Annotated in this window: 21 protein-coding genes and 1 pseudogene; 7 read left to right on the forward strand and 15 right to left on the reverse strand. The window is 66.1% G+C overall.

Going from position 1 to position 21,130, the window contains the following annotated elements; all coding sequences use genetic code 11:
- Positions 1-190 precede the first annotated feature (190 nt).
- Entirely contained in the window at positions 191-1,297 is a 1,107-nt protein-coding gene (gene ribA, locus FNA46_RS14220; protein WP_143125875.1) for a GTP cyclohydrolase II RibA, read from the reverse strand.
- Between the two features lie 166 nt (positions 1,298-1,463).
- On the opposite strand from ribA, the gene FNA46_RS14225 reads away from it, so the two are divergent.
- Genes FNA46_RS14225 through FNA46_RS14240 form a run of 4 tightly spaced genes read left to right on the forward strand, consistent with a single transcriptional unit; the run spans position 1,464 to position 4,827 of the window.
- Positions 1,464-2,546: a zinc-dependent alcohol dehydrogenase gene (locus tag FNA46_RS14225; protein ID WP_246103086.1), complete on the forward strand. Its 1,083-nt coding sequence runs from the start codon at positions 1,464-1,466 to the stop codon at positions 2,544-2,546.
- A gap of 15 nt (positions 2,547-2,561) precedes the next feature.
- The gene (locus tag FNA46_RS14230; RefSeq protein ID WP_143125876.1) at positions 2,562-2,960 is read left to right on the forward strand and encodes a 6-pyruvoyl trahydropterin synthase family protein; all 399 of its coding nucleotides are present in this window, start codon (positions 2,562-2,564) and stop codon (positions 2,958-2,960) included.
- Positions 2,957-4,024, forward strand: coding sequence for a glycosyltransferase family 4 protein (locus FNA46_RS14235; protein WP_143125877.1), 1,068 nt, complete (start codon positions 2,957-2,959; stop codon positions 4,022-4,024). Before FNA46_RS14230 ends, FNA46_RS14235 begins: the two co-directional genes overlap by 4 nt.
- Positions 4,021-4,827 (forward strand): class I SAM-dependent methyltransferase, encoded by an 807-nt coding sequence (locus tag FNA46_RS14240; protein WP_143125878.1) that lies wholly within the window; start codon positions 4,021-4,023, stop codon positions 4,825-4,827. Before FNA46_RS14235 ends, FNA46_RS14240 begins: the two co-directional genes overlap by 4 nt.
- Here FNA46_RS14240 and FNA46_RS14245 read toward each other — a convergent pair.
- The 5 genes from FNA46_RS14245 to FNA46_RS14265 all read right to left on the reverse strand — a co-directional run bounded on the left by FNA46_RS14245 (position 4,753) and on the right by FNA46_RS14265 (position 9,639).
- The gene (locus tag FNA46_RS14245; protein WP_143125879.1) at positions 4,753-5,619 is read right to left on the reverse strand and encodes a RibD family protein; all 867 of its coding nucleotides are present in this window, start codon (positions 5,617-5,619) and stop codon (positions 4,753-4,755) included. The genes FNA46_RS14240 and FNA46_RS14245 overlap by 75 nt on opposite strands.
- Before the next feature lie 59 nt (positions 5,620-5,678).
- Entirely contained in the window at positions 5,679-6,206 is a 528-nt protein-coding gene (locus FNA46_RS14250) for a cytochrome b (RefSeq protein ID WP_143125880.1), read from the reverse strand.
- A gap of 239 nt (positions 6,207-6,445) precedes the next feature.
- Entirely contained in the window at positions 6,446-7,270 is an 825-nt protein-coding gene (locus FNA46_RS14255; RefSeq protein ID WP_143125881.1) for a WecB/TagA/CpsF family glycosyltransferase, read from the reverse strand.
- A complete protein-coding gene (locus tag FNA46_RS14260; protein ID WP_143125882.1) occupies positions 7,206-8,567 on the reverse strand; it encodes an O-antigen ligase family protein in 1,362 nt (453 codons plus the stop codon). Before FNA46_RS14260 ends, FNA46_RS14255 begins: the two co-directional genes overlap by 65 nt.
- Before the next feature lie 175 nt (positions 8,568-8,742).
- On the reverse strand, positions 8,743-9,639 hold the full coding sequence (locus FNA46_RS14265) for a LysR family transcriptional regulator (RefSeq protein ID WP_143125883.1): 897 nt from the start codon (positions 9,637-9,639) through the stop codon (positions 8,743-8,745).
- A 135-nt stretch (positions 9,640-9,774) separates the two neighbouring features.
- Between FNA46_RS14265 and FNA46_RS14270 the strand changes: the two are divergent.
- Positions 9,775-10,760, forward strand: a pseudogene (locus FNA46_RS14270) (MBL fold metallo-hydrolase).
- A 118-nt stretch (positions 10,761-10,878) separates the two neighbouring features.
- Positions 10,879-11,517: a pyridoxamine 5'-phosphate oxidase family protein gene (locus FNA46_RS14275; protein WP_143125884.1), complete on the forward strand. Its 639-nt coding sequence runs from the start codon at positions 10,879-10,881 to the stop codon at positions 11,515-11,517.
- Positions 11,518-11,579: 62 nt separating this feature from the next.
- Here the strand turns inward: FNA46_RS14275 and FNA46_RS14280 are convergent, their stop codons facing one another.
- The 6 genes from FNA46_RS14280 to FNA46_RS14305 form a co-directional block, all read right to left on the reverse strand.
- A complete protein-coding gene (locus tag FNA46_RS14280) occupies positions 11,580-11,939 on the reverse strand; it encodes a YkgJ family cysteine cluster protein (protein WP_143125885.1) in 360 nt (119 codons plus the stop codon).
- A 176-nt stretch (positions 11,940-12,115) separates the two neighbouring features.
- Entirely contained in the window at positions 12,116-12,433 is a 318-nt protein-coding gene (locus FNA46_RS14285; protein WP_143125886.1) for a hypothetical protein, read from the reverse strand.
- 27 nt (positions 12,434-12,460) lie between these two features.
- Positions 12,461-12,694 carry a hypothetical protein gene (locus FNA46_RS14290; RefSeq protein ID WP_143125887.1) on the reverse strand — a complete coding sequence of 78 codons (234 nt, stop codon included), beginning with the start codon at positions 12,692-12,694 and terminating at the stop codon, positions 12,461-12,463.
- A gap of 171 nt (positions 12,695-12,865) precedes the next feature.
- Positions 12,866-13,075, reverse strand: a complete 210-nt coding sequence (locus tag FNA46_RS14295) for a cold-shock protein (RefSeq protein WP_143125888.1) — start codon at positions 13,073-13,075, stop codon at positions 12,866-12,868.
- 297 nt (positions 13,076-13,372) lie between these two features.
- Entirely contained in the window at positions 13,373-14,188 is an 816-nt protein-coding gene (locus tag FNA46_RS14300; RefSeq protein ID WP_143125889.1) for a polysaccharide deacetylase family protein, read from the reverse strand.
- 26 nt (positions 14,189-14,214) lie between these two features.
- Positions 14,215-15,411, reverse strand: coding sequence for a glycosyltransferase (locus FNA46_RS14305; protein ID WP_143125890.1), 1,197 nt, complete (start codon positions 15,409-15,411; stop codon positions 14,215-14,217).
- Positions 15,412-15,550: 139 nt separating this feature from the next.
- On the opposite strand from FNA46_RS14305, the gene FNA46_RS14310 reads away from it, so the two are divergent.
- Positions 15,551-17,011: a lipopolysaccharide biosynthesis protein gene (locus tag FNA46_RS14310; RefSeq protein ID WP_143125891.1), complete on the forward strand. Its 1,461-nt coding sequence runs from the start codon at positions 15,551-15,553 to the stop codon at positions 17,009-17,011.
- Here the strand turns inward: FNA46_RS14310 and FNA46_RS14315 are convergent.
- The 3 genes from FNA46_RS14315 to FNA46_RS14325 all read right to left on the reverse strand — a co-directional run bounded on the left by FNA46_RS14315 (position 16,973) and on the right by FNA46_RS14325 (position 21,102).
- Positions 16,973-18,106, reverse strand: a complete 1,134-nt coding sequence (locus tag FNA46_RS14315; protein ID WP_143125892.1) for a glycosyltransferase family 4 protein — start codon at positions 18,104-18,106, stop codon at positions 16,973-16,975. The genes FNA46_RS14310 and FNA46_RS14315 overlap by 39 nt on opposite strands.
- A 116-nt stretch (positions 18,107-18,222) precedes the next feature.
- Positions 18,223-18,717, reverse strand: coding sequence for a GNAT family N-acetyltransferase (locus FNA46_RS14320; protein WP_143125893.1), 495 nt, complete (start codon positions 18,715-18,717; stop codon positions 18,223-18,225).
- Between the two features lie 96 nt (positions 18,718-18,813).
- On the reverse strand, positions 18,814-21,102 hold the full coding sequence (locus FNA46_RS14325) for an FdhF/YdeP family oxidoreductase (protein ID WP_143125894.1): 2,289 nt from the start codon (positions 21,100-21,102) through the stop codon (positions 18,814-18,816).
- Positions 21,103-21,130: the final 28 nt, after the last annotated feature.

The raw sequence follows: 21,130 nt of genomic DNA on the forward strand, positions 1-21,130 counted from the left end.
CCACAAGGGGGGAGACCCCGTGTGGCGCCGCCTCGCCCGGTATCAGGATCAGACCGCAGAAGAGGCCGTGTTCGTTCAATGGGTGCAGGGGCGTTGCCGCTAGGTTAGCCCCTCCCCCTTGTGGGGAGGGGACTTTTGCTGCGTGAAGGGGTGTTGCGAGCGGATGAGCGTTTTCCCCCACCCGGCGTCCTCACTCCGCCGCCACCAGCGTCTCGATGTCCAGCATATGGCCGGCCCGCAGCGTCTTGGTGCGCAGGTAGTTCTCGTTTTCCGCCGTCACACGGCCGAGAACCGGGGTGCGGGCATGCACGCCGATGCCGCCGGCCTTCAGCGCCGCGATCTTGGTCGGGTTGTTGGTGTAGACCACGACTTCCGCGATGCCGAGCAGCCGCAGCATGGCAACCGCCATCTCGTAGCGGCGGTGATCCTCCGCAAAGCCCAGTTCCGCATCGGCATCGATGGTGTCGAGGCCGCGATGCTGGTAGCCATAGGCGCGCATCTTGGCGCCGATGCCGGTGCCGCGGCCTTCCTGATCGAGATAGAGCAGAACGCCGCCGCCGGCCTGTTCCAGAAGCTCCAGCCCGTTGCGCAGCTGGTCGCCGCAATCGCATTTCAGCGAGCCGCAGAGATCGCCGGTGATGCAGGAGGAATGGATGCGGATCGGCACCGGCTTCGTCATGTCGGGCTTGCCGACGATGATGGCCACCTGGTCCTTCTGCGCCAGCCCGCCGCGGAAGACGACAAACTGCGCATTGCCGTAATCCTTCAGCGGCACGCGGGTCTCGACCACCTTCTGGAAGTTTTCGCGCGCCGGCGAAAGCCGCGTCAGCCGGTCGGCGTGCAGGCGGCAGCAGGCGCTGAAGCGATCCTGAAGATCGGTCACGTCGGCGGCCACCATGGCCGGCAGCAGCAGCGCCGTGCGGGCAAGCTCCGCCGTGGAGGAGAGCAGCGCCTCGGCCGGGCGCACGCGCGCCGGCATCTTTGCCTCCAGCGCATAGGACAGGCGGGAGGCCTCGTCGAAGCTCATGCCGGCAAGCGGCACGGCCACGTCGCCATTGGTCTTGAGCGAGAGGCGCGTGGCGCGCTGGCGGGTGATCAGCAATTCATGGCTATCGCCGACGGTTTCCGCGAACTGGTCAAAGACCCGGGGCGAAACGGCATCGAGGGCCAGCACCGCAAGCTGGCGCGTATCGTTGCCGAACAGCACGGGTCGACCGTAGCGCAGCTCGGAAACGGCACGCTCCACCTCGATGGCGGGATCGGAAAATTCAAGCGAAAATGGGCTCTTGGCTGTCATGCTGGCCTCCTTGGTCTTGTTAGGTGGCGCTACGCCCCGCCAAAGACAACGGATCGCAGAGCGAATATAAATTAATTTTGATGGGCTGCCCCGGCGTCTTTCGGCGCGACTGCCCTAGATAGAGGCGGCTTGAACCGCCACACCCGAACCGACGCCAGGGAGCCGCATGGACCATCCACCGGAACGACCGCCTGCCACCGCCTCGTCCCTCTCTTCCACCTCTGCCCCCGTCACTCCGGCGCTGACCGCGCAGGCCCTCTGGTTCGATGCGCCGGGGCAGGCGGTTCTGCGTCAGGAGCCGTTGACATTTGACGCCTCGGCAGTGCCTTCCGGCGAAACGACCTGTGCCGGCGAGCGGGTGCTGGTGCGTGCCCTGTTCAGCGGCATCAGCCGCGGCACCGAGGCAACCGTGTTTCACGGCCTCGTGCCGGAAAGCGAGCACGAACGCATGAGCGGACCGAACATGGGGGGCGCCTTTCCGTTCCCGGTGAAATACGGCTATGCCATGGTGGGCCAGGTCCAGGCGGGGCCGCAGGCGCTGCTCGGCCAACCGGTCTTTGTGCTGCATCCGCATCAGGATCTGTTTGTCGTGCCGGCAGAGGCCGTTGTGCCGCTGCCCCCGGATCTCGCGCCAGAACGTGCCGTTCTGGCGGCCAACATGGAAACCGCGCTCAATATCGTCTGGGATGCGCTGATCCAGCCGGGCGACCGGGTCGCGGTCTTCGGCGCGGGCGTGGTCGGCGCGCTGACGGCGCGGCTTGCCGCCTCAATCGCCGGCACCGAGGTTCTCCTCATCGACCGCGATCTCGGGCGGGCAAGCCTTGCCGCCGGTCTCGGCCTCGATTTTGCGCTTGCCGACCATGTGGAGGGCGAGTTCGACGTGGTGGTGAATGCCTCCGGCTCCGGGGCAGCACTGTCGCAGGCGATCGATCTTGCCGGTCCCGAGGCGCGGCTGGTGGAGGCCAGCTGGTATGGGGCGCGCACTGTCAGCCTGCCGCTCGGCGGCGCCTTCCATTCCCGCCGTCTTGCCATCGTCTCCTCGCAGGTGGGCAGCATCCCTGCACACCGTCGCGCCCGCTGGAGCTTCCGCCGCCGCCTCGGCAAGGCGTTGCAACTGCTTGCCGATCCGCGTCTCGATGCGCTGATTTCCGGCGAGAGCCGCTTTGCTGATCTACCGGAAGATTATGCCCGTATCGTAGAATCAACCGCCACGCTGTGCCACCGCATCACCTACCAGTCCGATGTATAGAGAAAGAGAAAAAGCATGTTTGCTGTCGAGGTCCGGGACCACATCATGATTGCCCACAGCCTGCCGCGGCCCGTCTTCGGCCCGGCGCAGGGCATGCACGGCGCGACCTTCGTGGTGGATGCCGCCTTCTTCACCCGGGATGTGGACGAGGACGGGCTGGCGGTCGATATCGGTCTTGCCACCCAGGTTCTTTCTGCCGTGCTGAAGCCGCTGAACTACCAGAACCTTGACGAGCTTGCGGTGTTCAAGGGCAGGATTACCACGACCGAAGTGCTGGCCAAGCACATTTTTGACGCGCTGAAAGAGGCCGTTTCGGAGGGCAGGCTGGGGCCGGGCAGCGCCCGCATCTGCCGCCTGCGCGTGCTGCTTCACGAAAGCCATGCGGCACGCGGCTGGTACGAGGCTGATCTGTGAGGACGCCGCTGACCTTCGCTTTTCCGGGCCGACTCGATCTCAACACCGGCGGCTATGCCTATGATCGCCAGCTGATCACCGGGCTTTCCGCGCTCGGCTGGGCGGTAGAGCCGCTGTCGCTCGGCGAGGGTTTTCCGGCCCCCGATGCAGCACAGCGGCAAGGCGCCGAGGAGCGCCTCTCTGCCCTGCCGGACGGACGGCTGGTGGTGATCGACGGCCTTGCTTTCGGCGTGCTGCCGGATTGGGCGGCGCGCGAGGCGGGGCGTCTTGCCATCGTTGCGCTCGTGCATCACCCGCTGGCGCTGGAAACCGGACTTTCCGAGGCGGCGCAGGCTGTGCTGCGGCAATCGGAAATCCGTGCGCTCTCCCATGCGCGCCATGTCATCGTCACCTCGCCGATGACGGCGCGCGAACTCGTCGCCCATTATGATGTTCCGGAGGCGCGGATCACGGTAGCCCTGCCGGGAACCGAACCCGGACCGCTGGCGGCAGGCGGCAACGTGCCGCCGCATATCGTTTCGGTCGGCACGCTGACGAAGCGCAAGGGGCATGACACGCTGCTTCGCGCGCTTTCCGCCATCGCAGACCTCGACTGGCGGGCCTCGATTGCCGGCAGCCGCGACCTCGACCCGGACACCGCCCAGGCGCTGGCGGCGCTCTGCGACGAGCTCGGCCTCTCCGATCGGGTCACCTTTCTCGGCGACCGGCCGGATGCGCGCGCGCTGATGGCGTCCGGCGATCTCTTCGCGCTTGCCAGCCGCTATGAAGGCTATGGCATGGTGTTTGCGGAAGCCCTGTCGCAGGGGCTGCCGGTCGTTGCCTGCCATGCGGGCGCGGTGCCGGATGTGGTGCCGGACGGGGCGGGGCTGCTGGTTGCCCCGGATGATCCGGCAGCCTTTGCCGCGGCTTTGCGCCGGCTTCTGTCTTCGCCGCAGGAACGCCGCAAATTTGCCGAGGCTTCGCGCGCGGCGGGCTTAAATTTGCCCGGCTGGCAGGATACCGCCGCAATCGTGTCCCGTTCCCTCTCCGGCCTTCTGGCCGATCTTGCGAAAGGCGTTTCATGAGCGGCTTCGATGCCAAATGGCTGACCCTGCGCGAACCGGCCGATCAGGCGGCCCGAAGCCCGGTTCTCCTGGACAAGGCGGCGGCCTTCTTTGCTGCGCGGGCGGCCGCCGAAGGGCCGGTCGCCGTGCTGGATGTGGGCTGCGGCACGGGCTCCACCTATCGGGCCTTGAACCCGCATCTGCCGGCCAGAAGCCTCTGGCGGCTGCTCGACCACGATCCGGCGCTGCTGGAAGAGGCGGCAAGGCAGATCGGCACGGAAAACATCGATTTCTTTACCCGCGATCTTGGCATCGTGGAGGCGCTGCCGGATGATGGCGTGTCTCTGGTCACGGCCTCGGCCTTCTTCGACCTCGCCTCTGCTGACTTCATCGATCGCTTCGTGGCGCGGCTGGCGGAGCGGCGCATCGCCCTCTATGCGGCGTTGAATTACGACGGCAAGGTCACCTGGGCGCGGCCGCACCCGCTCGACCAGCGCGTGCTTGCCGATTTCAACCGGCACCAGCTGACGGACAAGGGGCTTGGACCCGCACTCGGACCGGAGGCCGTGCCGCATCTGTCGGCCGCCCTTCTCGCGCATGGCTACCGGGTGGAAACGGCGGAAACGCCGTGGCGGATCGGCACTGCGGAAGCCGACCTGCACATCGCCTTCCTGCGCGGCATGGTCGATCCCGTGCTGGAGGTGGGAACGCTGCCGGCCGAGGTGATCGGCGAATGGCTGGCCTTCCGGCTAGCCTATGTCCGGGGCGAGCGCGGCGGCTGCGCGGTGGGGCATCTCGATCTTCTGGCCCTGCCGCCGGGCTGATCCGGCCGCGAGGCCCGCGTTTGCCGGGGATTTCAGCGCGCAATCGAACAGGATGTCGCTGCCGAGGTTGAACACCCTGGCGGCGGGGCGCTGCGCATCGGCAAGCTGCTCGATCGGCGGCAGCGAAATCCCGGTCGGGCCGGAGCCGATGATCAGCGGGGCAATCGCCACATGCAGGCGGTCGACCAGACCCTGATCGATGAAGCGGGAGAGCGTGCGCGCCCCGCCTTCGACCAGAATGCGCGACAGCCCGCGCTCGGACAGCGCCTCCAGAATGGCATGCGGACACAGCCCGGCGGAGGTCAGCGGCAGGCGGATCACCTGCGCGCCGCGGGGCCTTGCCCAGGCCTCGCGCGACTGGACGAGGATCACCGGCGCGCCGCCATCGTGAAACAGGCCTTCCTCGCCCGTCAGTTCGCCGTGGCAATCGATCACCACCCGCACCGGGTCCGGGCCATTGACCTCGCGCACCGACAGGCGCGGATTGTCGGCCTTCACGGTGCCGACGCCGACAATGACGGCCTCGACCAGCGCCCGGCAGCGATGCAGATGGGCAAGACCGTCGGGGCCGGAAATATCGCGCGCATCGCCGGCAGGTGTCGCGACCCGTCCGTCCAGCGACTGGCCCACCTGACCCAGCACGAAGGGACCATCGGCGGCGGCGATCGGCCCGTAAAGTTCAAGCGCCGGAGTGTCGACCTTCAGCGCCTGTGTCCCTTTTGACCCCTGGGGCCTGCTGCGCATGGCAAGGAGGCTCGCCCAGATCGTCTCGGTCATCCTGATGGTGCGCATTATCCGTCTTTCCGGTGGTCGTCTTGCGGTCTGTTGTCGCGATCCAGCCGTCGGTTCGCTCAAAGGATGCGAAACAGGGTTGAATCGCGGCGGATGAGGTGATGATAGAGCACGCCCAGAAGATGTAACGCGAAACTCGCCAACAGGATCCATGCGCTCCAGGCGTGGATGGCAGAAAAGATCGGCGCGATCTCCGGTGCCTTTCCGATTGGGCTCCAGACGGGGATCAGGCCGAACCAGGAGAGCGGAAAGCCATGCGCATTGGTGGCGAGGAAGCCGCTGACCGGCATGACCACCAGAAGCAGGTAGAGCAGGCCATGCACGGCACGTGCGACAACGCCTTCCAGCCCCGGTGCCGCATCCGGCAAGGCAGGTGCCGTCAGCCGTGCCCCGACCCTGAGCAGCATCAGCCACAGAACGAGAAAGCCAAGACTTTCATGCAGCAGGTAGAAATCGAGCTTCACCTCATCGCGGGTGAAGCGGATGAAATAGCCAAGCGGCCACACCGCCAGCACAAGCCCGGCCACCAGCCAGTGCAGGGCCTTCAACCGTGCCGGATACTGCGCCTCCCGCCGTTCTTCGCTCATGGTTTCCCCCCTCTGGCCGGCGGCGCTCCCGCAAAAGCTGCCGGGGCCCGGGCCATCCTGCCTCGTGGGCACCGGTCTTTCCGGAGCCCATCGCCGGTTTGTGACGGGATGCTGTACGCCCGATCCGTTCGGCCGGATTAAGGCATGGCGCAGCGTTGCGATCAACTCCTCGCGACCGGACGGTCCGCGAGGACACACCGTAGCGGGAATGATCTTCCGGTCGCAGACAGGCCGTCGCCTCAGGGGCGCGGCAAAGTCTTGCCACGCAGGTCTTCCGCGATGGCACGGAAGAAGGACCAGGACGAGACGAAATAGCGGCGTGCAAGCCGGCGCGGCTCGCAAATCACCCGCCAGAGGAACTCGATGCCGGCGCGGCGCATGAAGACGGGCGCCCGCTGCTTGGTGCCGGCGTAGAATTCGAGTGCCGCCCCCAGCGCCATGCCGTAGCAATCCGGCAACTGGCGGGCGTGCTCGTGCATCCAGATCTCCGATTTCGGCGCGCCGAGCCCGAGAATCAGGTGGGTGGTCTGCTGGCGACGGGCGGCGGCAATCAGCCAGCGGGCGAAACGCTTGTCGTCCTCGAAGGCCGGCGGTGCGGTCATCACGATATGATCGGTAAAGCCCATCTGCTGCAGCCGCTCGTAAAGGCGGCGGCTGGTATCCTCTGTCGGCGAGACGAGCAGGATGCGGTGCACGCCGGGCTCCAGCCGGGCGATCAGCCGCGGAAAGAGATCCGAACCGGTGACCTTGCCGGGCAGGGCAAGGCCGCGCAGCCGGGCATAGAGAAAGACGGGCGTGCCGTCGATCACGGCCCTCCAGGCGAAGCGATAGGCCTCGCGGAATCGTTCGTTCCGCCGCAGGTTGACGATGTGATCAACATTGGCGGTCACGAGCAGGCGAAGGCCCGCCCCGCGCGGCACGGCCTCTTCAGCCAGCGTATCGACCAGGCCATCGGTATCCGCGGTGCTGAACCGGATGCCGAACAGCGTTGCGGTCTTGTCATCCTTGTCCTTGCGCGGATCGGAAACCGGCAGAGCCTTGGGCGAGAGCTTGATCATCGTCATGTTCGATACTCCTGACCCCCGCAGCGCGGCAGCGGGCCTGATAGCCCAGGCCGAACATGGCCACGCACAGGGAAAACCACACCGGACCCGATCGCGTCATGAAGACGCTTTCCAGACCGGCCAGGAAGATCGAATATAACCAGACCCTTAAGAACAGCCGCGCCAGAGCGTTAAAATTGTTCCTTTCCTGCGCTTTTGCGACATGTCGCAGCGGAAGATAGAGAACCCATACCAGCATCAGCAGGAGACCCGGCAGGCCGGCATTGATGGCGGCATCCAGATAGGCATTGTGCGCATCCACCGCCTTCACCGCCCAGGTGGCGATGGAGAGCGTGCTGTTCTTCAGTTCCGGCGTCTGCCAGAAGCCGTCGAAGCCATAGCCGGTGATCGGGCGCTGCGCGATGGCGTCGAGCCCGAGAAGCCAGATGTCGGCGCGCGCGGTATAGGTCGCGTCGATGCCGAGCGACTGCACGAAATCGCGGATCGGCCGGATCGCCACCACACCGATGGTGAGAAGGTTGAGAAGCGCAACGCCGCCGAAGACGATCGGCAGGCGGGTCACGGGAAAGCGTTCCACCAGCGCCGCCAGTACCAGCATGGCCGGTAGCATGCCCATCGAGGTTTTCGCGCCGGTGTGCAGCAGGAAGAAGACCGCGGCCGCCACGATGGCGTAGCCGATGCGCTTCGACCAGCTGCTCGCCACATAAAGCCCGACGAAGCTGATCAGCACCATTGCCACGCCCGCCTCGTTCTTCTGCATGTAGAGCCCGCGCCAGTGGCCGGCATGCTGCGGCTCCAGAAAATCGTTCGTCTGGTGGATGGCGCGGGTGGGGAAGGCGAGCACGCCGAGATAGCAAAGACCGAGGATCAGTATCACGCCTGCGCCGGCAAGCCTGGCAAACTGCCGCTCGTCGCGCGGCAACAGCAGGAAGATGCTGGCGCTGACGGTGACGGTCATCGCAATCATGATGCGCTTCAGCGCGCTGGCCATGTCCGGCGAGACGGCGGCTGTGAAGACGAACCAGCCGAAGAGAAGGCAGAGAAAGGCGCGCGGCCGCATCACCATGCCGCGGATCTGCGGCTGCAGCGCATGGGCAATCAGGACGAGGAACAGGATCGCCGCCAGCATCTGCGACCAGCCGGCGGGTTTGACGAGAACCGGATCGATGCTGAGATCGGGAAAGGGCGTCAGCGTGATCCAGTAGAACAGGCCGACGAGGGCAAACAGAAGCTTTGCGCCGGGATTGGCAGGCTCCGCCTCGGCTCTGTCTGGCAGCGGCGGAAGGGATGTCGGCACGGCAGGCTGCTCCGGTGAGGCAAGGGAAAGGTGGGCGGTGGCGGAACCCGGATCCGCCTCGGCCCACCCGCCCGGCAGGCTCCGTCGCCATCAGTGAAACAGCTTATGGTTTATAAAGTGCAAAGGGCATGCGGCGTTTTGCCGGCAGCGGCTTCCGACACGCGCTGGTGGGACGTCACGATGCCATCTGCGCGCGCAGGCGGGGCGCAACCCAGTCCAGAAAGCAGCGCACCTTGGCGGGCAGCGGATCGGCTGGCCCATGCACAACATTGACCGGCAGCGGCTCCGGCGCGAATTGCGGCAAAAGTTCCATGAGAGCGCCGGAGCCCAGATGCTCGGCGACCTGATAGGACAGCACGCGGATAATGCCGATGCCCGCCAGGCCAGCCTGAATGGCGGCCTCTGTCGTATTGACCGAAAGCTTGGGGCGTGGCTCGACGGCAAAGGCTGCACCATCCCGCCGGTAGCGCCATTCGGGCGCCGTCGCAAATCCCTGGAAACTGATGCCGTCGTGACGGGCAAGGTCGTCCGGCTTGTGCGGCACGCCATGGCGGGCGAGATAGTCCGGGCTTGCGCAGATGACGCGACGCACCGCGCCGACGCGGGTCGCCACAAGCGCGCTGTCGGTCAGGTGCCCGATCCGCACCGCAACATCGATATGCTCGTCCGTCAGGCTGAGCTGACGGTCGATGAGGCTGAGGCGAAGGCTGATGTCCGGCTGGTCCTTGAGGAATTCGGGCACGATGGGCATGAGAAAGCGCTCGCCGAACACAATCGGGGCGGTCACGTGCAGGCCGCCACGCAGCGCGCCGTAATCGCCGCCCGCCTGTCGTTCGGCTGCGTCCAGCTCGTCCAGGATACGACGCGACGCGACGACGAAGGCGCGCCCTTCCTCCGTCAGGGTCAGGCCCCGGCGCGTGCGCAGCACCAGCCGCGCGCCGAGATGTTTTTCGAGGTCGGAGACCTTGCGGCTGACCGTGGCGAGCGGCGCATTCAGCCGCCGCGCCCCGGCTGAGAGGCTGCCGGCATCAACCACGGCCAGCAGCACGGACATCGCGTCGAACCGGTCCATGGCATCCTTCCGGAAAACGGGAACAAGCTTCCCGAATGAGTATCATATCCTGCCGGTTGTAGATGTCATACGCTTTCTTCCGTCACGGGGCGCAGCCCTGCTCCCCGCCTCGCCGATCATCAGGAGGAATACGTCATGCCTCAGCTTTCCCGCCGCGCCTTTGCAACAGCGCTTCCGCTCGGCCTCCTCGGCGGCGGCCTTTTGGGGGGACTCACGGCAGAACCGGTCTCTGCCCTTGCCTCGACGCAGGCGGCTGCAAAGACGCCTGTCAGCGTGACGCCGCTCGCGCAGATTCGCATCGGCCGATTCACGATAACGGCCCTGACCGACGGCTATGCCGACATGCCCTATGACTATTTTCCAGGGCGCAGCCCCGCAGATGTGGAGAAGGCGGCCGTTGCGCAGTCTACCGCCCGCCAGAGCGGCGTGCGGTTTCTCTTCAATCAGTATCTGGTCGAGGATGGAGAACGCCGCATCCTCATCGATGCCGGTGCGGCCGGTTCCATTGGCCAGACAGGCCGATTGCCCAAGGCGCTGGCGACGCTCGGCCTGACGCCGGATCATATCGATGCGATCATCGTGACGCACATGCACCAGGACCACATGGGCGGCCTCGTTCTGGGGGGAAAGAACAACTATCCCAAGGCCGAACTCTACATCGATCGTCGCGATGTCAGCCACTGGACCGACCCCGCCAAGCGCAGTGGCGCACCGGACTATCTGCAGACCAGCTTCAGGATGGCCGAGGAGATTGTCCGGCTCTATCCGAGACTGCAGGCAATCGAGGGGGAGCGCGAGATCGTGCGGGGCGTCTCGATCGTCGATCTCACCGGCCATACACCCGGCCATATCGGGGTGCGGATCGAAGATGGCGGCAAGAGCCTGATCATGGTGTCGGACATGGTCTTTCCGGTCGTGCATCCGGCCGCGACCGATGTGTTTTTCCTGTTCGAGCAGGATCGGGTTGCTGCGAAAGCTATGCGCGATCGCTTCTTTCCGCGTGCAGCGTCGGAGGGCGCGCTGATCGCTGCACGCACATGCCTTTCCCCGGGCTCGGCCGTATCGTGGCCGAACGTGGCGGAATGCGCTGGGACGTGGCAGACTGGGCACTGCAGGATTGAGGGCCGCGCGACGGGCCGAAGGATACAACGTGGCGGGCTGCGGTTCGGCTTGCCAATGATGGACCGGCCCCGCATCGACAGTCGATGATGCGGGCCTGCCGGTGCAGGGAGATCGGACATGCCCTATCATTTCCTCGAGGTTGCCGTGACGCCAAGTGTCCGTGCCGCTCAGGCGGATATGGGGGTGGAGGAGATATGGATGGGCGCGCACGACCGCCCCTCCGACAGTTTCACGGAGGCCGAGATCGCCTTCATTGCCGCACGCGACAGCTTCTACATGGCGTCAGTCTCCGAAACGGGCTGGCCATATGTTCAGCATCGCGGCGGAAAGCCCGGCTTCCTCAAGGTCGTCGATCCCCGGACGCTGGCCTTCGCGGACTATCGCGGCAACCGGCAGTATATCAGCGCCGGCAATTTTGCGGCCAATGACCGGACCTGCCTGTTCCTGATGGATTATGTGCGACGGGCGAGGCTGAAGATCTATGCGCATGTGGAGCGGCTGACGCTCGACGCCGACCCGCACCTCACGGATCTGGTTTCGGACGCGACCTACAGGGGAAGAGCGGAACGGATCTTCAGGCTTCGGCTGGAGGCGTTCGACTGGAACTGCCCGCAGCACATCACCCCGCGCTATACCGAACAGCAGGTTGAGCAGGCGGTTGCTCCGCTTCGCGACCGATTGCAACGGCTTGAAGCCGAGAATGCGAGCCTGCGCCGGCGGCTGGATACGCTCGAGTCTCCCGACGGGGGCGATTGATAACCCTTGCAGGCACGGGTGCGGCACGGAATCCTGCAAGAACGGCCCGAAGGCACCTTCGCCTACCTTATCCCGTGTGCGGCGCGCGCGGTGCGGCAGGCGTGGTCGCCGGGCAGGCAGTCGCGGCAGACCTCAGGCCGCACGGCATAGGCCTGGCAGGCGGTGTGTTCGCCGACCTTTCCGGCAAGGGCGGAGCAGCGATTGTCCTCGCAGCGCATGCCGCGTTCGTCGGCGGCCACGAATTGCGGCGGGATCAGCGCCAGCGCCTCGTCGGTTTCCAGTGTGAAGCGCGGCCATTCGGCGGAATAGGAACAGCAGGCGCCGCAGCTCTGGCAGTCCCAGTCGGGCCGAAGCTCCGCCTCGTCGTCCGGTTCACCGGACGGCTGCGGTTCGGCCCATTCGGGCGCCCAATGACTGGCCATCCGGGCGGCCCAGTGATCGGGCAACCGGGCGGCGAGGTGAGCTGCCGGGGGTGCGGACACAACCGGCGCGGAGCCAGGAGCAGCTGACACGGGCGCAGCTGCAACCACTGCCCCGGTATCGGGAAAGGCATCGGCGGGAGAGGGCGTTTCCCGCTCTGTCGCCGCAGTCGTCCGGCTCATTTGTGCTTCAGCAGCCACATCTTGCCGGCCATGGTGATGCCGTGCGGGCGGCCGGCCTCGGTGACGTCGCCGTCCAATTCGCGGATCAGCCCGGCTTCGCGCAGCAGGGTGACGACAGCGGTGGTGGTGAACTTGATCTTGATCGGCCGCTCCTTGAAGCGATCCGTGCGGGCATAGGTGACAGTCGCATCGCGATGCGTCCAGCGGTTGCCGTCCTGCGGATGGAGGTCGCCATCCTTGGCAAGCTTCAGCGCCCGCAGCTGCGTCGGCGTCAGCTCGATGTCGGGAATGACGGTCGGAACATGCGTGTTCATGGTGTCTTGGGTCCTGCGGTTGCGTGTTTACAGGGTTTTCGGGCTCGGCGCACCCGTGCCGGAGCCTTCGCGCTCGACGCGCGCGGTTTCCACCGCTTCCCTGGCAAGACGTGCTGCCCTGAGGCGCGACGTCTTCATCTGGCGGGCGCGGTCGATCGTGTCAACCTCCTGGAAGGCGCGTTCACGGCTGGCGGTTTCGACGCGGGTCTTGCTGAATGCCTTCTCCGCGGTCTGCCGCGCCTTGCTGTGCTTTTCGTTCATGATGATCTTCCGGTGGGCTGCGCTTTGCAGAAAAAAAGGCCAGGCAATCGCCTGACCTCTCGTGGTGTGGGAGCCGGTTCCGGTCAGGACGGCTCCTCTGAACCGGGACATGTTCTCCGCTCTCGGCAGTGCCAGTACATCCGTGGTCAAGGGAAAGCAGAGAAACCGGGCTCAGGCAGCCTGAAGGTTGCAGGCCGACATCTTGCCGGACTTGCGGTCCTGCTCGAGGTCATAGGCGATCTTCTGGCCTTCGACGATTTCGCGCATGCCGGCGCGTTCGACGGCAGAGATGTGGACGAAGGCGTCAGCGCCGCCGTTGTCCGGCTGAATGAAGCCGAAGCCCTTGGTGGAATTGAACCATTTTACGGTGCCAGTGGTCATGATGGACCCTTTCTTAGCAACAGTGAGGGGCCGCCGCACGGAAGCGCGCAGCGGAGGTGATAACGATGCTTTAAAGAGAGGGTCGATCAACACGCGGTGCCAATCGCGCAGTAAACAAATCTCGGCAAGAAAATATCGATAAAACCTACATAGGCTCCCTCAGCCCATAAGTCAAACATTTGTTTTCGATCGTGACCTGCGGCGTGAAATCCTGCAAACGCTGCCGGTTATTCGGTCGATGAATTTCGAAAGGACAATGAGAGCGGCATTCCACCGCTTTGAAGCGCCCAATTTTTCTCAAAAAAATCTGCAGGGCAGCGAATGCGTGCCGATCCGCGCCAGCGTTTCTGCAACCGTTTCCACCCGCATGCCGCGCCGGGCGACTTCCTCGACGCAGGCGCGGAAAAGGGCGGGGGAGCAGCCGATGGAGGTCGGGTTTTCGCGCACGTCATGGGTATAGAAGATCAGCCAGCCGCGCTCTTCCTTCGCCCTGTCCAGGAGGGCGCCGAGCGACCGGCGGTCCTGGGCGGTGTCGTAAAGCTCCTGTGCCTTCAGGTGGGCAAGGTCGATGAGGCCGCGATTGAGACCGATCTTGATGCCGCGCAGGCCGGGATAGCGGCCCATCAGCGCCAGTTTCGAGCGGGTGGAGATCATGCCGAAGGGATAGGCGAAGGAAAAAGGGTGGGCGGGCTCGCCGACGATGCGGCGGATCTGCCGCTCGTTTTCGGCGACATCGTTCAGAAGGTCGGCGCGCGCCGTGCGCTGCACGTTGATGTGGCCATGGGTGTGTCCGCCGATTTCATGGCCACGCGCTGCCAGATCGGCAACCATGGCTTCGCGGACGATCGGCTCGCCGTTTTCCGCCCCGCCCATCAGACCGCTTGCCAGATAGAAGGTGCCGCGCATGCCGGCCTGTTCCAGAAGGGGCGCGGCATTCTCATAGGCGGAGACCGGAAAATCATCGAAGGTAAAGGCAACCACCGCTTCCGGCAGGGTCAGCCAGTGGGGACGGAAGGGAATATGCCGGCCGACCTTGCGGGAAAACCCGTGCAGGATTTCCCTGATCGATGTGTCGCGCAGGCCGCGCCCGGTTTCATCTCTGTTGATCCTCATGCTCGATCCTTTGCCGGGCGGAGCCGTCACCTCGGACGGACGACCGTCTCCGGCGTGCCTGAAGGGGTCTCTCTCGTCGAAATGGAGGCGCCATTGACGTCAAGCCCCGCCTCGACCAGCACGGCGCAAAAACGCTCTGCCGCCGCCTCCACGGAAAAATCGGCGGCGCGGCGCATCAGAACCGCGCTGTCCGGCGGGGATCTCAGCGTCGCGGCCATGGCGGTGGCCAGCGCTTCGGCGTCGCCGACCGGCACCAGCGGGCCGAACCGGCCGCCGTCCAGAATGTCGCGCGGACCATAGGGTGCGTCGGTTGCCACCACCGGCACGCCGCAGGCCAGCGCCTCGATGATGGCATTGCCGAACCCTTCATGGCTGGAGGCGCAGACGAAGAGGGCCGCCTCGCGGAGCCGCGCCACCGGGTTCGGATCGTGGCCGGCAAGCCGCGCCCGATCGCCGATCCCGAGACGGGCGATCCCGGCCTCCAGCGCCGGCCGTTCGGCCCCCTCGCCGAGAATGGTCAACGTTGCCTCGGCATGCGTGGTGCGCAGGCGGGCAAAGGCGGCGATGAGCGTCGCAAAACCCTTTTCCGGCGACAGCCGGCCGACGGAGACGATGGCGCCCGGCCGCACCCGGCGCGGCGTGGCCTCGATCTGCCGGCGCATTTCCGGCGTGACAACCGTGTTGGTGCCGAGATTGACGACGCGGGCGGCGGGCACGCGAAAGCGGGTGATCAGATCCTGCCGGGCGCCTTCGGTGAAGGTGGTGACGAGATCGGCACGCGGATAGGTGAAGGGGGCCAGCCGATAGCCCAGCCGGTTCTGCCAGTAGGGGTCGCCGGTCACCGCCACCGAGGGCGTTGCCACCTCACGCAGCAGGATGAAGGGGCGCTTGTGCCGGGGAAGGGTGGAGGCGACCAGCGAGACGAGCGCATTGGCCCCGGCCTCGGAGGCAACCAGCGCGCGGGGCGGCGTCTGCGAGAGCAGGCGGCGAAGCGCGGGGCCGGCAGCCGCCAGCCGCAGCTTTTCGCCGGCGCCGAGATCGATCAGGGGCACATCGGCGCGAAGAAGCGTACGCAGCGGCCCGCGGGCCTCAAGCGTGACGATCGCAGTCGCGATGCCGAGAGCCGAAAGCGCATTGGCCATCAGGATCGCATCCTTCTGCGCCCCCCCGCCATCCAGCCCCCTCACCAGGAAGGCAAGGCGGCCCGCAGCCGCGTTAGCCATACCGGACAAATTCGTTACCCTTCACCTCGGAGAGGATGTTAAGCGCTTTCTGATAGACCCTGTTCACACGCGCCCTGCGGCGTGTCTCAGATGCAAGACCTAGACGGAAAACACTAATTTTAGACGAATGGCGGACAAGGTGAGCGCGCACTCCGGCGAACGCGACGTATCGATCTACCTGGCCTGCCGGGCGCTGGCGGCCGTCATCAACGTCGTGTCCGTCGCGCTGTTCACGCGGCTGTCCAGCCCGGACCTCTATGGCCAGTATCTGATCGGCTTTTCCATCTGCTTCATCGTCTATAGTCTCACCGTGCAATGGGCCGTCTATGCGCATTTCGGCACCTTCCGGCAGGAGGCGGCGGATCGCTTCGCCCTGTCGCTGCTCTCCATTTCCGCAATCGCTCTGGCGCCTGCGCTTCTGGCGATCTGGGTGCTGGCCGCACTTTCGGTGATCGACAGCCACATCGCCTGGGGAAGTGCCGTGCTTTCGGCCTGCTTTACCCTGCATTTCGCCGGCACCGAAATCAGCCGCTCGCATCTGAAGCCGGGGCTGGTGGCGGTGGCGACCATTCTGCGCAGCCTGCTGTCGCTGGGGCTCGGCAGCGCGAGCCTGCTGCTGTTCCATGAGCCGGCAGCGCTTCTGGTGGCGGTGGGGCTCGGCTATGCGCTCGGCACCGTGCCGGTCTATCTGCATTTTGCCCGCACGCTCTGGCGCGAGGGCCTGCGCCAGCCGGTCGGAGCGGAAATCGCGGCCATGCTGCGCTATGGCTGGCCGCTGGCGATTGCCTTCGGCGCCTCGGCGGCGGCGATGAACATCGACCGCATCCTGCTCGAACATCACGCCGATGCCGCCACCGTGGCGCCCTATGGCGCGGTGATGGACCTGATGAAGCAGACCTTTCTCGTTCTCGCCGAAGCGATCAGCGCCGGCTATGTCGCCCATGCCCGCATCCACATGATGCGTGGCGAGCGGGAGGCGGCGAACGCCGTGCTGCGGCGCGATTTCGTCTCGCAGGCCTTCGTCGTGGTGTTCGGCACGGTCGCCTTCCTCCTGCTCGGGCGGCTGGTGTTCAGCGTGGTGCTGGCGCCTGCCTATCTCGACATGGCGCTCGACGTGCTGCCGGCGCTTTTGATCGGCAATGCGCTTCTGGTGCTGCGCGCCCATTACTTCGGGCAGGTGATCTATCTCGGCGCGTCCTCGCTGATCGAACTCGCAGCCTCGGTGGTGATGATTGCCGCAGCCGCCTGCGCCGCGCTGCTGCTGATCGAGCCGATGGGCGCGCATGGGGCGGCGCTTGCCTTTGCCATCGGCCAGGCGGCGGCCCTCGTGGTCTACGTGGTCGGCGCGCCGAAGGCGCTGCGCATGCCGGTGGACTGGCCGCGCGCCGCTCTGCTGGTCGGGCTCGGCGGGGTGATCCTCGCGGGCGGTTTCGAGACGGAGGCGCTGTTCGGGCCGATTGCCGGCACCGCGCTTTCGGTGCTCGCCATCGGCGCTGCGAGCCTTGTCCTCGCCATCCGCTGGAACATCTTCAACCTGAGCGCCATGGCGCAGAAGCTCGCCTCACCGCTGCTGGGCCGTCTGGCGAAGCGCGGCCTCTAGGAAGCCGGCATAGAGCGTCAGCATGCGTTGCCGGCTGTGGTGGCGGCGGTGATCGGCGGCGTAGCGGTCGCGGATCTCGGCAGAGGGGCGGCGCTCGAGCAGCGCGACAACCGCTGCGGCAAGCCCCGCCTCGTCGCCCACGGCATGAAAGCGGGTCATCGCGGCGTTTGCCGGCGCATCGCTTTTGGACAGAACCTCGCGCAGCACCGGCAGATCGGCGGCCACCAGCGGCAGCCCGGCCATGGCCGCCTCCACGCCCGCCAGCCCAAAGGTTTCCCAGACCGAGGGGAAGAGATAGAGCGTGGCAGCCGCGAAGAAATCGCCGAGATCGGCGCGTTTCAGCGGCCCGACCAGATGCAGGCGATGCTGCACGCCAAGCGTGGTGGCCAGCGTCTTCAGCGCCTGTTCCTCCGGCCCGTCGCCGGCAATCGCCAGATGCACCTCCGGCAGCCGCGCCAGCGCCCGAACCGCCGTGGCATGGTCCTTCTGATCCACCAGCCGGCCGGTGGCGACCAGCAGCGGCTCGCCGGCGGGAATGGCAAGGCGCCGGCGCCAGTCGATGCGGTGTGCGGCCGGCGGCAGCGGATCGACGCCGTGCGGAATGTCGACGAAGCGGGCGCGGTAGCGTGCCGGCCAGGCGGCAAAGGCATCGCGGGTGGCCTGCGAATTGACGATCATGTGCGTGTAGAGGCCGAGCGTGCCGAAGGCCCGGTCGAGACGCCGCCAGTGCGGGCGGATGCCCTCCGGCGAGGCGGTGTGATGCGCCGCCCGGACCGGCACCTTGCGCAGAAAGCCGAAGGCATTGCCGAAGATCGAGGCGGCTGCCTGATAGGTGAAGATGACGTGGTAGCGCCCGGCAAGGATATCGCGGGCAAGGGCCGCCATGTTGGCAAGCGTTGCAAGCCTGCCCGGCACCTCAACGGCGCGCTCTTCCACCAGATAGCCGCGTTCGCGCAGCCCCTCGCTGACCATGGAGACGAGCACGCGCACGCCGCCGAGCTTGTCATGCGTGACGAGTTGCAGAACCCGCGCGGGGGTTGCGGGGTCGATGGGGGGAATTGGCTCCGGCGCGGGGGCCGGCAGGGGCTCTGTCATGAAGGCTCGGATCGCAAGGGGCGTGACGCTTTCGCCAGCCGGGACCGGAAACGCCGGCGGCCCTGCTGCGGTTCCCCTCGTTCTATCCCGGCCTTTGCCAAGAAAGCGTTGAAGCCTCAGCTCGAAACGCCATCGGGCTTCGAGGATTTCAGCATGCCGCGATAGATGCCGGGCTCGGACCCCTCGATCGGGGTGGCGCCGACGCTGCGCTGGTAGAAGCTCTGCGGACCCGCACCGCCGATCACCGCATAGGCATAACCGGCTTCGGCCATGCAGAGCAGCGTTTTCAGCAGCAGCGCCTGCCCGATGCCCTTGCCGCGCGCCGCTTCATCGACGCCCGTCGGGCCGAAGAAGCCGCGCATGGTGGCATCGTAGCAGGCAAAGCCCATCAGCTTTCCCTGCTGCACGGCGATCAGGCATGAAACGGGGCTGCGCGTCAGCGCCACCGTCATCTCGCTGACCCAGCCCTTGCCGAAGCGCGGCGCGATCCACTCGCCGATGGCCGCAAGCTCCGGCGGCAGCGCCCGGCGGATTGTCACGCCCTGGTCTGCCATGCGCCGGTCGATCGCCGGATCGGGCTTCAGGTCGTAAAGCTTGACGAGCATGTCCATGGCGCGGTCCCCTCCTGCATCGCATCGCGGGCGCTCTGTCGCGGCCGCTCGCCCTGATGCAAGGCCTATACTGCCGGAGGCGATTTGGCCATGGTCCTAGCCGCTGGCCGCAGCGCCGGTCAGGATCCGCACCGGAACCGCCTTGGCCGCCGGCGTCTTCGACTGCACGTCGTGATGCGAGAGCGGGATCAGCGGGTTGAGTTCGGGATAATAGCCGCCGAGACAGCCATCCGGCAGATCGAAGGGCAGAACCTTCAGGCCGCCGACCCGTCGCTCCCGCCCGTCATCGGCATCCGAGGCGAGCGCCACCACCTGGCCTTCCGCAAGCCCGGCGCGGGCCATGTCGTCGGGGTTGATCAACAGCACGTCGCGCGTGCCCTCGATGCCGCGCAGCCGGTCGCTGTAGCCATAGATGGTGGTGTTGAACTGGTCGTTGCTGCGCAGCGTGATCAGCCGGTAGCGGCCCGGCCGGTCCTCGAAGCCGGTGGCGGAGAGTTCCTTTGGTACCGTGAACTCGGCCTTGCCGCTTGCGGTCTTCCAGATCCGCTCGCGGGCGCTGTTGCCGCGATAAAAGCCGCCCGGCGTGAACAGGCGCTCGTTGAAACCGCGGAACTCCTGCGGATAGGTCGCCTCGATCAGGTCACGCACCTTTCCGTAATCGCCGACCCAATCGTCCCAGCGCAGCTTCGGATTGGGGGCAAGCACCGCCTTGGCGATGCCGGCAACGATGGCGGGTTCGGAGAGCAGGTGTTCGCTCGCCGGCTTGCGGCGACCGACCGAGCCATGGATGCAACTGAACGTGTCCTCCATCGTCACCGTCTGCGGCCCGCCGGCCTGCCGGTCTTCCTCCGAACGGCCAAGGCAGGGCAGGAGATAGGCTGCGCGGCCCGGCACCAGATGGCTGCGGTTGAGCTTGGTGGCGATCTGCACCGTCAGCTCCAGCCGCTGCCAGGCCTCCGCCACCGCCTCCTGCTCGGGAATGGCGCGCAGAAAATTGCCGCCGAGGCCGATGAAGGCCTTCACCGTGCCGGCCAGCACGCCCTCGCAGGTTTCCACCGTGTTCAGGCCCTTTTCCATCGGCGGGGAGAAGCCGAACAGGCGGGCAAGCTTGTCCATCGGCACCAGTTCCGGCTTTTCCGAAATGCCGACGGTGCGCTGGCCCTGCACGTTGGAATGGCCGCGCACGGGCGAGATGCCGGTGCCGTCACGGCCGATATTGCCCTTCATCAGCAGCAGGTTGACCAGCATGGCGACATTGTCGAAGCCGTGCACCTGCTGTGTCAGTCCCATGCCGTAGATGCCGATCACCCGCTCGGCCTCGACATAGACCTCACCCGCCTCCCGCAGGGCGTCGCGCGTCAGGCCGGAATTGTCCTCGATCTCCTCCCAGGAGGTGGCGCGGATCTTGTCCGTGAAGGCCTCGAAATCATGGGTGTGGCGCGCGATGAAATCATGGTCCAGCACGCTTTCGCCGCGTGCCCTGGCCTCGTCCTCCCGGTCCAGCACATGCTTGCACAGGCCCATGATCGCGGCGATGTCGCCGCCGGCCTTCACCTGAAGGTAATGGCTGGAAATCGGCGTCTCGTGGCCGGTCAGCATCTCGGTCGGGCTCTGCGGGTTGATCATCGCGACCAGCCCCTTTTCCACGACCGGATTGAAGGCGACGATGCGGCAGCCACGCTTCACCGCCTCCTGCAGCGGGTGCAGGAAGCGCGGGCTGTTCGAACCCGTGTTCTGGCCGAAGAAGAAGATCGCATCGCAGGCGGAAAAATCCTCGAAGACGGAGGTGCCGACCGAGGCGCCGATCACTTTCTTGAGGCTGATCGAGGTGGTCTCGTGGCACATGTTGGAACTGTCCGGCAGGTTGTTGGTGCCGTAGAGCCGAGCAAACAGCTGGTAGAGATAGGCGGTCTCCAGGCTGGCGCGGCCGGAGGTGTAGAACACCGCCGATTGCGGATCGAGTCGCTTCAGATTGTCGCCGATGGCCGCGAAGGCCTCTTCCCACGAACAGGGCAGATAGCGGTCCGTCTCGCGGTCATAGCGCAGCGGATGGGTGAGGCGCCCCTGCTGCTCCAGATCGTGGTCGCTCCAGCCCTTCAGTTCGCAGAGCGTATGGCCGGCGAAGAAATCCGGCGTGCAGCGCCGCGTCGTCAGCTCCCAGAGCGTCGCCTTGGCGCCGTTTTCGCAAAATTCCAGAGGGTTGTGGTGGGCAGGCTTCGTCCAGGCGCAGGACGTGCACATGAAGCCGCCCGGCTTGTTCTGGTGCGCCAGCGTGTCGAGCACGCCCGGTGCCGGTAATTCCTTGCCGAAGATGCGGGTGATGCCGCGCAGCGACCCCCAGCCCCCCGCCGGCCCATCATAATGCACGGTGTCTCGATCGGCCATGGCGCATCTCCCTGCGATGATTGCTCCA

The organism is Affinirhizobium straminoryzae (assembly GCF_007004135.1).
Taxonomy (GTDB): domain Bacteria; phylum Pseudomonadota; class Alphaproteobacteria; order Rhizobiales; family Rhizobiaceae; genus Neorhizobium; species Neorhizobium straminoryzae.

Excerpts from the sequence above, each read along its gene's own strand:
- ribA (WP_143125875.1), bottom strand. The coding sequence starts at position 1,297 with ATGACAGCCAAGAGCCCATTTTCGCTTGAATTTTCCGATCCCGCCATC.
- FNA46_RS14225 (WP_246103086.1), top strand. The coding sequence starts at position 1,464 with ATGGACCATCCACCGGAACGACCGCCTGCCACCGCCTCGTCCCTCTCT.
- FNA46_RS14230 (WP_143125876.1), top strand. The coding sequence starts at position 2,562 with ATGTTTGCTGTCGAGGTCCGGGACCACATCATGATTGCCCACAGCCTG.
- FNA46_RS14240 (WP_143125878.1), top strand. The coding sequence starts at position 4,021 with ATGAGCGGCTTCGATGCCAAATGGCTGACCCTGCGCGAACCGGCCGAT.
- FNA46_RS14245 (WP_143125879.1), bottom strand. The coding sequence starts at position 5,619 with ATGCGCACCATCAGGATGACCGAGACGATCTGGGCGAGCCTCCTTGCC.
- FNA46_RS14250 (WP_143125880.1), bottom strand. The coding sequence starts at position 6,206 with ATGAGCGAAGAACGGCGGGAGGCGCAGTATCCGGCACGGTTGAAGGCC.
- FNA46_RS14255 (WP_143125881.1), bottom strand. The coding sequence starts at position 7,270 with ATGACGATGATCAAGCTCTCGCCCAAGGCTCTGCCGGTTTCCGATCCG.
- FNA46_RS14265 (WP_143125883.1), bottom strand. The coding sequence starts at position 9,639 with ATGGACCGGTTCGACGCGATGTCCGTGCTGCTGGCCGTGGTTGATGCC.
- FNA46_RS14275 (WP_143125884.1), top strand. The coding sequence starts at position 10,879 with ATGCCCTATCATTTCCTCGAGGTTGCCGTGACGCCAAGTGTCCGTGCC.
- FNA46_RS14280 (WP_143125885.1), bottom strand. The coding sequence starts at position 11,939 with ATGGCCAGTCATTGGGCGCCCGAATGGGCCGAACCGCAGCCGTCCGGT.
- FNA46_RS14285 (WP_143125886.1), bottom strand. The coding sequence starts at position 12,433 with ATGAACACGCATGTTCCGACCGTCATTCCCGACATCGAGCTGACGCCG.
- FNA46_RS14290 (WP_143125887.1), bottom strand. The coding sequence starts at position 12,694 with ATGAACGAAAAGCACAGCAAGGCGCGGCAGACCGCGGAGAAGGCATTC.
- FNA46_RS14295 (WP_143125888.1), bottom strand. The coding sequence starts at position 13,075 with ATGACCACTGGCACCGTAAAATGGTTCAATTCCACCAAGGGCTTCGGC.
- FNA46_RS14300 (WP_143125889.1), bottom strand. The coding sequence starts at position 14,188 with ATGAGGATCAACAGAGATGAAACCGGGCGCGGCCTGCGCGACACATCG.
- FNA46_RS14305 (WP_143125890.1), bottom strand. The coding sequence starts at position 15,411 with ATGGCTAACGCGGCTGCGGGCCGCCTTGCCTTCCTGGTGAGGGGGCTG.
- FNA46_RS14315 (WP_143125892.1), bottom strand. The coding sequence starts at position 18,106 with ATGACAGAGCCCCTGCCGGCCCCCGCGCCGGAGCCAATTCCCCCCATC.
- FNA46_RS14320 (WP_143125893.1), bottom strand. The coding sequence starts at position 18,717 with ATGGACATGCTCGTCAAGCTTTACGACCTGAAGCCCGATCCGGCGATC.
- FNA46_RS14325 (WP_143125894.1), bottom strand. The coding sequence starts at position 21,102 with ATGGCCGATCGAGACACCGTGCATTATGATGGGCCGGCGGGGGGCTGG.